This window comes from Pelosinus fermentans DSM 17108 (assembly GCF_000271485.2).
Taxonomy (GTDB): Bacteria; Bacillota; Negativicutes; order DSM-13327; family DSM-13327; genus Pelosinus; species Pelosinus fermentans.
In genome coordinates this window covers 2,467,549-2,481,594 of the sequence record NZ_AKVN02000001.1, presented here as the reverse complement: position 1 = coordinate 2,481,594, position 14,046 = coordinate 2,467,549, and the positions used below count along the sequence as shown (strand labels likewise).

At 37.1% G+C, this 14,046-nt stretch carries 16 protein-coding genes; 4 read left to right on the top strand and 12 right to left on the bottom strand.

The genetic code is table 11. The annotated features are described in order from the left end of the window. Nucleotides 1-14: 14 nt before the first annotated feature. The 11 genes from FR7_RS11395 to FR7_RS11345 all read right to left on the bottom strand — a co-directional run bounded on the left by FR7_RS11395 (nt 15) and on the right by FR7_RS11345 (nt 9,925). A complete protein-coding gene (locus tag FR7_RS11395) occupies nt 15-1,064 on the bottom strand; it encodes a type IV pilus twitching motility protein PilT (RefSeq protein ID WP_007934427.1) in 1,050 nt (349 codons plus the stop codon). Further along, complete coding sequence (locus FR7_RS11390) at nt 1,064-2,605, bottom strand: GspE/PulE family protein (RefSeq protein WP_007934433.1); 1,542 nt, start codon at nt 2,603-2,605, stop codon at nt 1,064-1,066. Before FR7_RS11390 ends, FR7_RS11395 begins: the two co-directional genes overlap by 1 nt. Before the next feature lie 230 nt (nt 2,606-2,835). Next, nucleotides 2,836-4,056 carry a type II secretion system protein GspD gene (locus tag FR7_RS11385; protein ID WP_007934435.1) on the bottom strand — a complete coding sequence of 407 codons (1,221 nt, stop codon included), beginning with the start codon at nt 4,054-4,056 and terminating at the stop codon, nt 2,836-2,838. Further along, nucleotides 4,049-4,612, bottom strand: a complete 564-nt coding sequence (locus tag FR7_RS11380) for a hypothetical protein (protein ID WP_007934437.1) — start codon at nt 4,610-4,612, stop codon at nt 4,049-4,051. The genes FR7_RS11385 and FR7_RS11380 overlap by 8 nt, the downstream gene beginning before the upstream one ends. A gap of 193 nt (nt 4,613-4,805) precedes the next feature. After that, the gene (locus FR7_RS11375) at nt 4,806-5,651 is read right to left on the bottom strand and encodes a shikimate dehydrogenase (protein WP_007934439.1); all 846 of its coding nucleotides are present in this window, start codon (nt 5,649-5,651) and stop codon (nt 4,806-4,808) included. 14 nt (nt 5,652-5,665) lie between these two features. Beyond that, nucleotides 5,666-6,202 (bottom strand): YqeG family HAD IIIA-type phosphatase, encoded by a 537-nt coding sequence (locus tag FR7_RS11370; RefSeq protein WP_007934441.1) that lies wholly within the window; start codon nt 6,200-6,202, stop codon nt 5,666-5,668. A gap of 61 nt (nt 6,203-6,263) precedes the next feature. Further along, nucleotides 6,264-7,787 (bottom strand): YifB family Mg chelatase-like AAA ATPase, encoded by a 1,524-nt coding sequence (locus FR7_RS11365; RefSeq protein ID WP_007934442.1) that lies wholly within the window; start codon nt 7,785-7,787, stop codon nt 6,264-6,266. 17 nt (nt 7,788-7,804) lie between these two features. Beyond that, on the bottom strand, nt 7,805-8,362 hold the full coding sequence (locus FR7_RS11360) for a UbiX family flavin prenyltransferase (protein WP_007934443.1): 558 nt from the start codon (nt 8,360-8,362) through the stop codon (nt 7,805-7,807). Nucleotides 8,363-8,403: 41 nt separating this feature from the next. Next, nucleotides 8,404-8,763 carry a YraN family protein gene (locus FR7_RS11355; protein ID WP_007934444.1) on the bottom strand — a complete coding sequence of 120 codons (360 nt, stop codon included), beginning with the start codon at nt 8,761-8,763 and terminating at the stop codon, nt 8,404-8,406. 98 nt (nt 8,764-8,861) lie between these two features. Further along, nucleotides 8,862-9,143: an EscU/YscU/HrcU family type III secretion system export apparatus switch protein gene (locus FR7_RS11350; protein ID WP_007934445.1), complete on the bottom strand. Its 282-nt coding sequence runs from the start codon at nt 9,141-9,143 to the stop codon at nt 8,862-8,864. Beyond that, nucleotides 9,140-9,925: a ribonuclease HII gene (locus FR7_RS11345; protein WP_007934446.1), complete on the bottom strand. Its 786-nt coding sequence runs from the start codon at nt 9,923-9,925 to the stop codon at nt 9,140-9,142. The genes FR7_RS11350 and FR7_RS11345 overlap by 4 nt, the downstream gene beginning before the upstream one ends. Before the next feature lie 833 nt (nt 9,926-10,758). On the opposite strand from FR7_RS11345, the gene FR7_RS24195 reads away from it, so the two are divergent. The 4 genes from FR7_RS24195 (at nt 10,759) to FR7_RS24190 (ending at nt 13,235) form a co-directional block, all read left to right on the top strand. Further along, nucleotides 10,759-11,022, top strand: a complete 264-nt coding sequence (locus FR7_RS24195; protein WP_157221782.1) for a hypothetical protein — start codon at nt 10,759-10,761, stop codon at nt 11,020-11,022. A gap of 92 nt (nt 11,023-11,114) precedes the next feature. After that, nucleotides 11,115-11,243, top strand: coding sequence for a hypothetical protein (locus tag FR7_RS24455; protein ID WP_007934449.1), 129 nt, complete (start codon nt 11,115-11,117; stop codon nt 11,241-11,243). 663 nt (nt 11,244-11,906) lie between these two features. Next, nucleotides 11,907-12,098, top strand: a complete 192-nt coding sequence (locus tag FR7_RS11335; RefSeq protein ID WP_007934451.1) for a hypothetical protein — start codon at nt 11,907-11,909, stop codon at nt 12,096-12,098. 951 nt (nt 12,099-13,049) lie between these two features. After that, nucleotides 13,050-13,235: a helix-turn-helix domain-containing protein gene (locus FR7_RS24190; RefSeq protein WP_237769517.1), complete on the top strand. Its 186-nt coding sequence runs from the start codon at nt 13,050-13,052 to the stop codon at nt 13,233-13,235. Nucleotides 13,236-13,585: 350 nt separating this feature from the next. Here the strand turns inward: FR7_RS24190 and FR7_RS11325 are convergent, their stop codons facing one another. Next, nucleotides 13,586-14,044 (bottom strand): PD-(D/E)XK nuclease family protein, encoded by a 459-nt coding sequence (locus FR7_RS11325; protein ID WP_007934456.1) that lies wholly within the window; start codon nt 14,042-14,044, stop codon nt 13,586-13,588. Between the last annotated feature and the right edge of the window lie 2 nt (nt 14,045-14,046).

Sequence of the window (14,046 nt, the reverse complement as noted above, 5' to 3'; positions counted from 1 at the left end):
TACTTTCCTTTTGTTTAATTATTGGCGAAACGAGCGAAATTCTCTTCATCTATGGCGTGTATTATAGCTTCACCATACGAGATGATTCCACGACGGTATAAATCCCGTAAAGCACTATCCATCGTTTGCATACCAAATTTTGCACCTGTTTGGATGACAGAAGTCAGTTGATGGGTCTTTCCCTCACGAATTATGTTACGCACTGCAGGAGTAGCTACCAGGATTTCTAAAGCAGATACTCTGCCAATCTGATCCATTCGAGGTAATAACTGTTGAGCGATAATTCCCTGCAGGGTAACGGACAGCTGTATACGGATTTGCGGTTGTTGATGTGAAGGGAAAGCATCAATAATGCGATCTATGGTTTGAACAGCACTGCCAGTGTGTAAAGTAGCAAAGACTAAGTGTCCTGTTTCTGCTGCCGTAATGGCTGTAGCAATAGTTTCTGAATCACGCATTTCTCCTATCAAAATAACATCTGGATCTGCCCTTAAAGCAGCTCTGAGAGCAACCGTAAACGATTTGGTATCAGTATTGATTTCCCGCTGATTAACAATTGACTTATTATGCTTATGTAAAAATTCAATAGGATCTTCTAGCGTAATAATATGACAGAATCGTTCCTGGTTAATCATATTAATCATTGCCGCCAAAGTTGTTGATTTGCCGCTACCTGTGGGACCGGTAACTAGAACTAAACCTTTAGCATGACAAGCAAGAGTTCTTATAACGCTTGGATGTCCCAGCTCTTCTAATGTAGGTATATTTTCATCTATAACCCGAATCACAATAGCCACTGAACCACGTTGGTAAAAAGCATTGACTCGAAAACGGCTAAGACCAGGAACTGCAAAGGAAAAGTCAATTTCACCATGTTCATTAAAATATTGCTGTTGCTCCTGCGTTGTAATGTCTTTAAGCAATCTTTCTGTATTTTTTACGTTTAGTAACTGATGGTTAGTAGGTACAAGTTGACCATCGATTCTGAATATGGGTGGTGCGCCTACTGTAATGTGCAAGTCAGATGCTCGGCTATGTACAGCTTGATCCAATAGCTGATTCATTACAATTGTCCTCCACTAGCTTCAGCATATGCTACACGCATAATTTCTTTTACATCTGTCAAACCAGTACATGCTTTTTCAATACCATCCTGACGCATGGTTATCATGCCTTGTGCGATAGCAATATTGCAAATTTCATCACTAGAAGCTCTACGGTTAATAGCCTCTCTAATTTGAGAAGTTATGGGCATGACTTCATGAATTGCCATACGACCTTGATAACCTGTATGATTACAATGAGCACACCCGGCTCCTTGATACAATCTAATAGATACGTCAGGCTCAACACCTAAAAATAAACGCTCTAAAGCATCAGTAGAAGGTATGTAACTTTCTCGACACTTGGGACAAAGTCTTCTGACAAGTCGTTGTGCAACCACCCCTAGAACTGATGAAGCCACTATAAAAGGTTCAACATCCATATCAAGTAAACGAGTAATTGTTCCTGCCGCATCATTTGTATGCAAAGTGCTAAAGACAAGATGACCAGTTAATGCCGCTCTAATGGCAATATCAGCAGTTTCACTATCTCGTATCTCTCCCACTAATAAGATATTCGGGTCTTGCCGCAATGCAGACCGAAGTCCACTGGCAAAAGTTAAGCCTGCTTTTGGGTGAACCTGTACCTGATTGACTCCTCCTAAATGATACTCGACAGGATCTTCTAAAGTGATGATATTCTGATTTGGCGAATTCACTTGATTCAAAGTAGAATATAAAGTAGTCGTTTTCCCCGAACCTGTAGGACCAGTGACTAGCACCATGCCATAAGATTGAGAATATATTTTGTGATAATTTTTACTATTTTCAGTAGAAAAACCAAGTTTATTAATATCCAAAATAACTGTCTGTTGATCTAACAAACGCATCACCACTTTTTCACCCATAATAGTAGGCAAGGTAGACACTCGAATATCAATATCACTCTCTGCTCCTTTTATTTTAATTCGCCCATCTTGCGGTATGCGTTTTTCTGCAATATCCATATCACTAATAATCTTAATTCGAGCAACAATCGCGGGGTGAATCTCACGGGGAAAGCTGCCGATTTCTCGCAGCATACCATCAATGCGAAAACGGACACGCAATGATGTATCTTGAGGTTCAATATGTATATCACTAGCCATATCTTTAATGGCTTGATCCATAAGAGAATTAACTAATCCAATGATTGGAGCATCATCTGCTGTCTGGAGCTTCGCTGTTAGCCTTATATCTTCTGGGCGCATTTTATTAATGGCCTTTTCAACTAAGTCTTGTACACCGTAGCATTCTCTGATAGCTCGTAATATATCTTTTTCTGCAGCGATAACAGGCTCTACGTCAAAACCTGAAACCATACGAATATCATCAATCGCATAAAAATTTGTTGGATCAGTCATTGCTAAAACAATCTTATTACCAGCAACTTTTACCGGAATCACTTGATGCCGCTCCGCTAATGTCGCTGGAATCAGTTCTGCTAACTCTGGTTTAATGCAGATACCTGACAAATCAATCTGAGGTATACCTAATCGAGTTTTTAAGACTTCACATTTCATACTTTTACACCGCCTCTTATACAGAAAAGCAACCAAACTTCAAATACATTTATTAAAATTGTAAATGCATATTTACCAGCCGATTGCACTACTCAATCCAGGATCAAGTTCCAATATTATTGCGAATGTTTTCACATCTATTTTAATACTTATTCTTCTACATTTTACAATAAGTTCCTGCTAAACATACTATATAATACCAAATTACAATCTATTTTCTGCTTTTTATGTCATTTAACTAGTTTTGCTGTCAAAAAGATGATTACTTCCGTTTCTACTTTTGAATTATGTACACTTTTAAACAGCGTACCAATTAATGGTAGTTCGCTTAAGAAAGGTATTTTATTATTTGTTTTAGATTCTTCACTGCCAATGAGACCACCAATCACCATCGTCTCACCATCTTTCATGCAGACCATACTTTCTACCTCACGGGTCGTAATGCGATAGTTCTTAATATCCGTTACTAAGCTAGGAGTACTAACCTCTGTATGTACTTTTGCTGTAATAGTTCCATCAGCAGTAATCGTAGGGGTATAGGTAAGTTTTATGCCCGTATCAATATATTCTACTGTAGTAGTCGTTTTCCCGTCTTCCATTCTCTCAGTAAGTACTGGAATATGATCACCAATTAAAATCCGAGCCTCATTTCCATTAATGGTAGTTACTTTAGGACTAGCTAAGATTTTAGCATTACCATTACTAATGAGAGCATTAATTTTTGCTTGATAGTAAAATTCATAAGGATGGCCTTCAGGATTACGACCAAATTGAATAATTCCTTTTCCAGTATCACGCGTAACTTTACCTGGCTCAATAGTCGTTACACCATTAGCAATATTGACTTGTTCTGCACTATATTCTGCGTATTGAGGTGTAACGTCCCATGACCAATCGATCCCTAGCTCTTTTGTCTTCGCTTTGTTAATAGCCACAACTTTAGCCTCGATAACCACTTGTTGCTGAGGAACATCAAGATCTGTTAATAATATTTTAATGCGAGCACAACCTGTAGGTGAACCACTAAATATCAAACTATTTGATATCTCATCAATTTCAGCTTTTAATTTAAGACTATTCATAATAGGTTCCAATGTTTTTTTTATATCAACAGCACGAATATAACGCAACTTATATATCTCTGTTGTCCCCATATCCACAGGTTCTATAATAAAGGACTCACCTATTTTTCGATAGGATAGCCCCTTAGCTGACGTAATTAGAATTAGGGCATTCTCGAAAGTTGTACTCTTAAGTTTCAGCGTAATATTACCTTTTATCGATTCATCAATAATGATATCAACATTGCTAATAATAGCGAGTGTATGTAATATTACCCGCACATCTTCATCTACGAAACTAAGATCAATACTTTGCGGCTCTGCCATAGCAATACCACAGATTGTGATTGACAGTAACAATATCATTACACAGAGATGTGTCCTATTCATTATTTAGTACCCTCCCTTTTCCCGCTGGCTCTAATGACAAGAACATTTGACTATTACCACTTTTTAGAATAATAGAATCTTCTTGTATTGAAATAAGTTGGTAGGTACCAATAAATTCATCTAACTGATAAGTCTTGCTTTTATTATCCGATTGTATAACTGCAACATGCTGATTCTTTGTATTAATAATTCCAGTAAGCCTTATCTTCTCTTTTCTATTAAGAGAAGAAGTTGGATTTGCGGCTGTCACAGATTCATTGTTAGATTTTGCAGGAGATGTATTGTCTTTCTGCGTTTTTAAATTATCCGTGACGATAGAAGGAGAGGCAAAAGGATCACGTTTCAGTTGGCCATTATGTTGATGTTCAACAGACATAACTACTTTATCCGTATTTCTAACAGTGGGTGTGGTCGTCTTATTAACAACACTAGGAGCAACTAGATGCTTTGAAGGTATAAAAAAAAAGGTTACAATTATGGCTGTCACTCCAATTACAAACATTATTCTTAGACGCTGCTTTGCTGTAAGTTTTTCTAATTGCTTTAATTTCTCCAAAATTTGCCCACTCCTAATTCATTGATTATAAAGCAACTGCAATAATATTCCCAGAATATTACCCTGTCCAATTTATATGGCACAACAAAAGGCTCAGATCCTAGGACCTAAGCCTCAATGTCCTAATTAAGTATATTCTACTAATTTGGGAGATTCTTGCTTTAGTAAGTTTAATGATTTATAAAAATAATACTTACAGATATTCTGTTAATGCTTCAGACATAATTTGTCGGGGACCTTGCTCACTTGTCCAAAGTTCAAAAGCCAAGGCACCTTGTTCAATTAGCATTCCCAAACCATTTATGGCTATATGACCGTGTTCTTCAGCTGAAAGTAACAGTTGAGTCTTGGATGGATTATAGATTAAATCGCAAACAGCAGCCTCTGGATTTAAGGTCTCCCAAGGTATAGGCAGCACTTCTGTATCATGAACTGACATACCAATTGGAGTGCTATTTATCAGAATATCACATTCTTGCAACAAATTTTGAAAACCGGAATCCTCCCAATCAAAAGCTTGTATATCTACATTGGTTGAGAAAAGTTTTACGAATTGCTGCGCTTTTTCAAGGTTTCTTGCACCAATTATAATATTTTTTATTCCATTTTGAAAAAGACCACATGCAACGGCCCTTGCAGCCCCGCCAGCCCCTAATATGATCGCTGTTTGTTCCGTAATTTTAATACCATTTGAAAGTATTGATTGGACAAATCCTTGAGCATCTGTATTATATCCAATTGTTTTACCGTCTTTTATTACAACTGTATTTACAGCCCCAACTAGCTGGGCACTGAAATCAATTTCATCAAGATAAGACATTATCTCCACCTTATGAGGTATGGTAACATTTACACCCGTAAATTCCATAGCTTTTAGACCTGCAACAGCCTGAGCTAAATTCTCCGGATGAACAGGCAGTGGAATATATACATAATCAAGATGAAGGGATTTAAAAGCTGCATTATGCATTATAGGTGATAAGGAATGTCCTAAGGGCCATCCTAATATACCTATTTTTTTGGTTTTACTCGTAATCATTTTACTAGCTCCTTTCAATAATTATTATTTTTAATAATCGCGCTTTTATTTATAAGTCCTTTAGACTTTAAAACTCGTACAGCTAATCGTTCCAAGCGCCGGGTAATTTTAGTACCAATAAATTCCTGTGAACTTAATGGACGAACCCAAATCGTAACTAAACCAATACGATTACCACCAAGTATGTCTGTAAATAATTGGTCACCGATCACCGCTACCCGATCCTGAGATAATTCCATAGCTGCTATTGCATGGCGAAATCCTGATTTTGCTGGCTTATAAGCTCTAGAGACAAAAGGAACGTTAAAAATTTCAGCTATATCTTTTACTCTCTTCCCCATATTGTTCGATAACAAACAAATTTTAAACCCTTCCTTTAACAAAGCATTTACCCATTCAATAATCTCAGGTGACATCTGCTGTTGATCCCAAGGAATAATCGTATTATCTAAATCAAAAATAATTCCCTCAATTCCTAGTTCTTTTAATTGATGGTACTCAAGATCATGTAAAGAATTTAATATCATACGAGGACATAAAAGGTTATACAAAAATTTTTACCTCCAGATCAAAATGAGCATTCTCTATATTAATTAGCTACGAATTAATTAGCTACGAAAGTTCTTGAATATTATTTCGAAAATGAATCGCTTCTGCAACGTGTATATCACTAATCTGTTCCGAACTAGCCAAATCAGCAATGGTACGTGCTACTTTTAATATACGATCATAGCCTCGAGCGCTAAGGTTCATTGCTTCAAACGCTTGTTTTAGCATGACTTGTGCACCTTGAGTCATATGACAAGTTGTTTTTACATGTCTACGCCCCATTTGGGCATTACAAAATATATTGTATTTCTGCAAACGAGAATATTGTATAGCCCTTGCGGCAGTTACTCTCTGGCGGATGTCAGCGGAAGATTCCGTTGGTATGCTAGTAGTCATTTCACTATATTCTAAACGTGGCACATGCACATGTATATCCATTCGATCTAATAAAGGTCCAGATATTTTCTTGCGATATCGCTTAATATCACCTGTACTACAAGTACAATCTTTATTATTATCTCCTAAAAATCCACACGGACATGGATTTTTAGCACATAATAGCATAAACCTTGCCGGATAGGAAAAAGAAGCGTTCACTCTAGAAATTGTTACTTGTCCATCTTCTAAAGGCTGTCGTAATACCTCTAATACGGTTCTAGGGAATTCTGCCAGCTCATCTAAAAATAATACGCCATTATGGCTTAATGTTACTTCACCTGGCCTGGGGATACGCCCACCTCCTACCATACTTGCAGCAGAAATGGTATGGTGTGGGCTTCTAAAAGGTCTTGTGCTTATTAATCCAGTATGAGTAGGCAATAGCTCTGCAATACTATATATTTTTGTGACTTCTAATGCTTCACGAGGTGACATGACTGGCAAAATGGATGTAATTCGTCTGGCTAACATGGTTTTACCTGATCCTGGTGGACCAGTCATGAGCAGATTGTGACCTCCAGATGCAGCTACTTCCAAAGCCCGCTTTGCAACAAATTGTCCTTGTACGTCAGCAAAATCCTCACTATCATTGCTCATTGGAGGAGAAAAAGGTTCTTTCGTTGCAGGGAGCAGCTGAGTGACTTGATTGAGATGTAATACCAATTGTTCCAAAGTTGTTGGTGCATATACTGTTAACCCTTTTACCAGTAAGGCCTCTTGCGTATTATCAGGAGCAACAATCATTTGGTCTATTCCTTGCTCAGAGCAATGAATTGCCATCGGCAATACTCCTGAAATGCCTCGTAACTTTCCCTCTAAAGATAATTCACTGACAAATACATACTGTTGATAATGATGTAAGATAATTTGTCCACTGGCTGCCAAGATCGCAATCGCAATAGGCAAATCTAACCCTGAGCTATCTTTTTTGAGATCAGCAGGTGCGAGATTAATCGTGATACGCCGTGAGGGAAACTCAAATCCAGAATTCTTTATAGCTGCCCGTACTCGTTCTTTTGATTCTCTTACGGCAGTATCAGGTAAGCCAACGATATCTAATGCTGGCAGACCATTAGATATATCTACTTCTACAGTTATTACAATACCATTTAATCCGATTGTAGTCGATCCAAATGTTTGTGAAAACACAACGTTACCTCCGAAAGTTATTCACCTTGCCATCTGGGAAATAGATCATGGTCAATACCAATGGAATCAGATATTTTACCAACCATCATATCAATCATTTGGTTTAAAGTAGTAGGACGATGATAAAATCCAGGGCTAGCAGGGAGAATTCTAACCCCTAACTGAGATAGTTTTAACATATTAGCCAAATGTATCGCATTAAGAGGTGTCTCCCGAGGAACAATAATCAATTTCCGTCCTTCTTTTAATATAACGTCAGCTGCGCGACTGAGTAAATTATCAGCAATTCCATTAGAAATACTACTTAAGGTCCTCATAGAACAAGGAACTACCACCATCGCATCTGTTTTAAATGATCCACTAGCAATACATGCTCCAATGTTCTTTATGTCATGTAAGAAATCTACTTTTTCCCTAATTTCTTGTGGACTAATACCACACTCATAATCTAGAACTTGCCAACCATGCTCTGATACTACAGCATGAATTTCACACCCTGCTTCTTTTAGCACTTCAATCAATCTAAATCCATAAATGGCACCACTAGCGCCAGTAATGCCAACAATAATTCGCATAAAGAATTCCACCTACCTCCATTTAATAAAAAAAGACTTAATCATCTCATAAATGCATTTGTAATATGGTTACACGTTATTTTATTATTTCCAGTTAGATATACCTCGATTACATCAAAGCGACAATGTATATTGGTATTATGTATATATTGAAGATAACAAGATGCAGTATTGATTATTTTTTGCTGTTTCCGATAGGTTACAGCTTCTGCTGGAAAACCATAAGTAGCATTCCTTCGAGTTTTTACTTCAATGAAAACTAAAATATTCTTTATCCTTGCAATAATATCAATTTCTCCAATTTTACTACGATATTTTCGTTCTACTATCTCATATCCCGCATCATACAAGTAATTTGCTGCAGCTTGTTCTCCAATATCCCCCACTTTACTCGTATTCACATTAATACACCTCGCTACAATATTCCCCGAAAAAAAACAACATCCTGCTATCTTGATGTTGTTTTTACAGTAAATTAAATAAATTTATCTATTCTTATCTAAAATTTATGCATTTTTTTATCGATATAGTAAAGGTATGCCAATACCTCGGCTACAGCCTGATATAATTCAGGAGGAATTTCCCTATCTAATTCAACTGCCATTAACATACTGGCTAATGTCTTATTTTGATATACGGGAACTGAATGTTGGCTTGCTGTAGAGAGTATTTTATCAGCCGTATAACCTGTACCTTTGGCTACAACTCTTGGCGCATCCGTGTTGGACTGATAGCTTATTGCAATGGCTTGCTGCGGTTTATCCGATTTTTCCTTCTTCATATTTCTATTCTTCCCCATGACTTAATCGGCTCGAAACTTCTTCTATGTATAGGACATGGACCATATTGTTGCAATGCCTTTAGATGTTCTGCTGTACCATAGCCTTTATGCTTTGCGAATCCATATTGCGGAAACTGCTTATCATATTCTCGCATTAAATTATCCCTTTCTACTTTTGCAATAATAGAAGCTGCTCCAATGGAAGCACTAATAGCGTCCCCACCAATTAATGACAGGGAGTGCATTTCTAAATCAGGTAAGGGAACAGCATCAATTAATACGGCATGAGGTCTTTGATGAAGTTCATTAATAGCTTCATACATACCAGATATAGTTGCGTTATAAATATTCAGATGATCAATTACATCAATATCTATGACGATATGCTGCACACTAATAGCAACTTCTTTTATCTCATGATACAAATACTCCCGTTGCTTAGCTGACAGCTTTTTTGAGTCATTAATAGATGGTAAGTGACAGCCGATAGGCAAGATAACAGCACCAACTACTAATGGGCCTGCTAAAGGGCCACGACCTGCTTCATCAACACCTGCAATTAAATTATATCCCTTAGCTGTAAGCATTCGTTCTTGCTTATAAAGACCTTGAATACGCTGCTTCTCTAGTAAGTTTTGTTCCTGCCTTTTTTGCCATTTAGTAAATAAGCGAGATACTGAAACTCGCGAATCTTGTTTTAAACTATTTATTATAGTTATTGACAGATTATTTTCTTCTAAAAGTTTAGCGATCTCGACTACTGTCATTTGCTCTACATTCAATATTCTAAACCTCCAGTGGAACATATAAAATGAATATAGTATATATTCTCGCAAAACTTGTTAAATCCTTGTTGGATAATCTTAATAAAATAATTAAGAAATAATAATTGTTTGCACAGTACACCCTGACGAGAGAAATTGATCTGAAATAACTATTCTTACCAAGTTTATCTTACCCTGAGTTATGATCTAACGGACATGCGTGCAAACCACAACCTTAGATAATACAGTATTTAATGAAAATTTGCATAAAAAAAGTTTGCAATTGCAGGCTCTCATCAATATTTATTTTGTATAATACTCACCTCTCGGTTTCGCTATCATACAATACATTAATTGACGATAAAGGAGGAATACTTATGGGTTTAGGTTTTGGAGGCGGTCGCAATGGCTTCGGCGGTTCTGGCTGCATTATTATTATAATTATCATCTTATTATTTTTCTGCTTCGATAATAACGATTGTTCCTCTGGTTGTTAATTTTTTAAACTATCCGCCAAACCATATACTCTTGCAACCACGTTTCCACCAAGACGTGGTTGCTTTTTTTTATAAACTACTTTTAACATCCATCCCTCACGCTCTGATAACAATTGATGATAAATTAATAACCGCTTAATCACCTTTATTTACCATAGATCATATTATGTATAATAGATGCTCCTATAGATAAATTTAGGAGGTGATACTACAAAATGGACTATAATTGGGAAGACCCTGAAATTGAAGAGTGGAGAGAAATCTTAAACGATAGAAATGGATTCGAACTAGGATATAATACTAGTTCGAATCGTAAATCTTGTTCATGCTGGCCTAGACAAGACTACTGGTATAATGATCATTGTAATGATCATCATCATCAATATAATGGTTGTTGGCCTAGATACTTCTGTTGGCCCAGACAATCCTGCTGGCCTAGAGGGAATTGTTGGCCTTGGAAAGCTTGTTGGCCTCGACAAGGTTGCTGTCCACGTTAGTTTATTCTATATTTATTTTCTATTATCAAGCCTTCGGGCTTTTTCTTTTATTCCTCTCGCTCTAATAACAATTGATAACCGCTTAATCACCTCTATTCGACACATTACATATTATGTATAAAGAATCGCTAATTCGTTAATCAATGAATCTCATATTCTTTTCTCCAAGTTAATTATTAACTGATAGATAAACAAATACCGGGAGGGATTTTTGTGGATAATAAACAACGGAAAAAGGCTACCGCTAATTCTATAAAGATCACTTATGGCGGTCGAAAAGATAGTTCCAAGCAAACAAGTGACCAGACCGATAAAACACAGCCGAAACCTAAAAAGCCTTAATTGATAAGGAGTGGTTGTTCTTTTTAGAGCAGCCATTTTAATTTACCCCCACCGATTATGACAATCTTCACCCCCGCCCACACATCACTCTCACCAATCACATCATAATTCAGCTCCCGGTTCCCCTTACGAAACTCCGCAACCTCTTGAGGATAATCCCCCTGGCAATACTACTCAGCAATTAACTGCAGCGTGTCACCAGGGCTTACGACTGCATTGTAACTAAGGCCAACACCACAATAAACGCCATAATATCACACATGCTCGGATTAGCAGGTCCATCACCGTTCGGATGGAGGATATCGCTAGCTACTCCGCAATCTAAGGGCGCATATGTTGCTAATTCTAATATGCCACTTCTTGCAGCTTTTGGCTACGTTTATGGCAATCTTTCCTCTGTACTTCGTTGCCCATGATCTTGTCTCAATCAGTTTAGCACCGCAGGCGATTAGACTCGCCCACGACTGTAATATGGTTATAGCCTTCATCACATTTTTCAGCCTCCTTGGGGAGTAAATCTGTCAAAAAATTTTATTATCCATCCCTCACGCTCTAATAACAATTGATGATAAATTGATAACTGCTTAATCACCTTTATTTACCATAGATCATATTATGTATAGAAGGGGTCTTCATTAGTAATCTAGGAGGTGATCAATAAAAATGGACTATCGCAATTGGGAAGATCCTCAAATTGAAGATTGGGAAAACAGATCAGAAGATGAGCGCCAAGCACTTTTCGGCTTAGGTTTAGCCCTAGGTTTAGGCTTAGGTTTCGGATTTACCTGTTCTCCCCGTCGCCATTGTAACCCTAGACGATATTGTTGGCCTAGACAAGGCTGTTGGCCGAGATAACTTTTTAGATACTATTCAAAAAAAGCTTTCGAGCTTTTCTTTTTGTAGAATAATATCACTCTCACCGATTAACATAATTTCTAGCCCGGCTCACATTTCACTCTCAACAATCACATCATAATTCAGCTCCCTGATCCCCTCGCGAAACTCCACAACTTGCCGAGATATTGCATTGTAACTATAACTCAAGAATAAACTGTTTCATTCCCATCGTCATCTCCTCTTAACTTCGCATTAATCACTTACTGTTTAGTTCACTTTATTACAGCTTTTCCTGGCAGGGCATTAAGCTGTAACATTATATCTAGGCATGCATATTAGAATTTATGGCAGTACCTATTTTCTTTTAGAACAGGATCATCAATGATGGTATTATCCCCTCTAGGTAGACAGAGTTTAAAAAGTCCATTTGGTATAATGGACTAGACTCGTTAACAAGGAGGGGATTTTTCATGGCTAAAAAGGGAAAAAATTTTCTAGCTATACACTGGAATTTAAAGCCGAAGCAGTTCGCTTATGCAAAGAAGAAAAATATATCTATAGAACCGTAGCAAAATTCCTCTGTATAAAGAGCAAATCTCAAATTATTGACTCGGTCAAAAGAGGATACAGAAAACAATCTATTTTTGATTTATATAGAAAACAGCTTGTAGCCGCTAAAGATGTTGAAGAACAGCTTTCCAAATCATCAACAAACGAATTGCTCTCGAAGACCGACAGAAAGTATTAAAAAATGCCCTTCTTGCGACTAATGATGAAGTTAATCGCAAAAAGGACGCTATTATGCTTTTTAATGATTTAAAGAAGAGAATCTCAGGTGAAGTTACGTATGAAACTAAACGAAGCATTGTTAAGCAGCTCGTACGTGAAGTAATTGTTTGCACGGAACATATAGAAGGGAAAGATAGACCAGATGTAAATATACACGTAAGGTTTGTTTGCTCCCAGGTTATGATGTGCACGGACAAGCGTTCAGATAATAATCTTGATAAAACAACATTCGAATGGTCAGTTAATCATGCTACAGAAACACTGGCTTGCAACACCCCAGGTGAACGTATTCGATGGGCTCGTAGGCAAAAAGGTTGGTTAATCAAGACACTTGCGGCTAAGGCTGGAATTACCCGATGGGTTTGAGTATCATAGAAAGAAAATCTGTTGGTATGTCGGTGATGAAAAACCTTACGTAAGCTGGCTGGTATTCTTGAACAACCAATTTGGTATTTGGGATGCTTTGAAAATATGCCTGAGGATACTTTTTTCGAAAAGCTGGAAAAAGCTCGTTGTTATCATGGACACACTAAGATCGAACTGGCTACAGAACTCGGAATACATCCACGTACTATTTTTTATTGAAAGGATAAAGATCCTAGTCAAATTATTAAAGAGAAGGCTTTATTGTATTGTACAATTTTAGATTATTTTTCCTTTACGCTATAGTATAAAGCAAATCCCTTAGTAAGTCCAAACTTATCAGGGGATTTATTTTAGTTACACTCATGCTTGTGCGAACAATATCTACAATAGTTTTTATTATTAGCAACACAAGCGACCACCTCACCTCCTATCACATTCCAATACCGATAATACAAAGTAATAATTTCTTTTTCCTTCATTAAAGATACCTTTTTCATACTTCGATTCTTGAAATGAATAAAACCATAATCAGCAACTGACCTATTTTGTGTTCTTTCAACCAATAGTTTATATACAGATAGCTGAATAATCTCAGATTCATATACTTGTTGATTCTCACGACTTTTGTAATCTCCAACTATCAAAGAACCGTCACGAGTTTCCCACACTACATCCGGCTTACCGCATAAAGGCACCGGATCAGCTATTTTTAAGAATCGCTCTAACATATATGGTGATAGCTTGGGTTTTCGTCTTGAGCGCAACCACCAATAAAGAATAATAACTACAACTAATATAAAGAATGACATGT

What these genes read in the sequence shown, in the direction of transcription:
- FR7_RS24190 (WP_237769517.1), top strand. Translation starts at nt 13,050, where the DNA reads ATGATGTGCACGGACAAGCGTTCAGATAATAATCTTGATAAAACAACA.
- FR7_RS11385 (WP_007934435.1), bottom strand. Translation starts at nt 4,056, where the DNA reads ATGAATAGGACACATCTCTGTGTAATGATATTGTTACTGTCAATCACA.
- FR7_RS11360 (WP_007934443.1), bottom strand. Translation starts at nt 8,362, where the DNA reads ATGCGAATTATTGTTGGCATTACTGGCGCTAGTGGTGCCATTTATGGA.
- FR7_RS11335 (WP_007934451.1), top strand. Translation starts at nt 11,907, where the DNA reads ATGGACTATCGCAATTGGGAAGATCCTCAAATTGAAGATTGGGAAAAC.
- FR7_RS11390 (WP_007934433.1), bottom strand. Translation starts at nt 2,605, where the DNA reads ATGAAATGTGAAGTCTTAAAAACTCGATTAGGTATACCTCAGATTGAT.
- FR7_RS11350 (WP_007934445.1), bottom strand. Translation starts at nt 9,143, where the DNA reads ATGAAGAAGGAAAAATCGGATAAACCGCAGCAAGCCATTGCAATAAGC.
- FR7_RS11375 (WP_007934439.1), bottom strand. Translation starts at nt 5,651, where the DNA reads ATGATTACGAGTAAAACCAAAAAAATAGGTATATTAGGATGGCCCTTA.
- FR7_RS11395 (WP_007934427.1), bottom strand. Translation starts at nt 1,064, where the DNA reads ATGAATCAGCTATTGGATCAAGCTGTACATAGCCGAGCATCTGACTTG.
- FR7_RS11325 (WP_007934456.1), bottom strand. Translation starts at nt 14,044, where the DNA reads ATGTCATTCTTTATATTAGTTGTAGTTATTATTCTTTATTGGTGGTTG.
- FR7_RS24195 (WP_157221782.1), top strand. Translation starts at nt 10,759, where the DNA reads ATGATCATTGTAATGATCATCATCATCAATATAATGGTTGTTGGCCTA.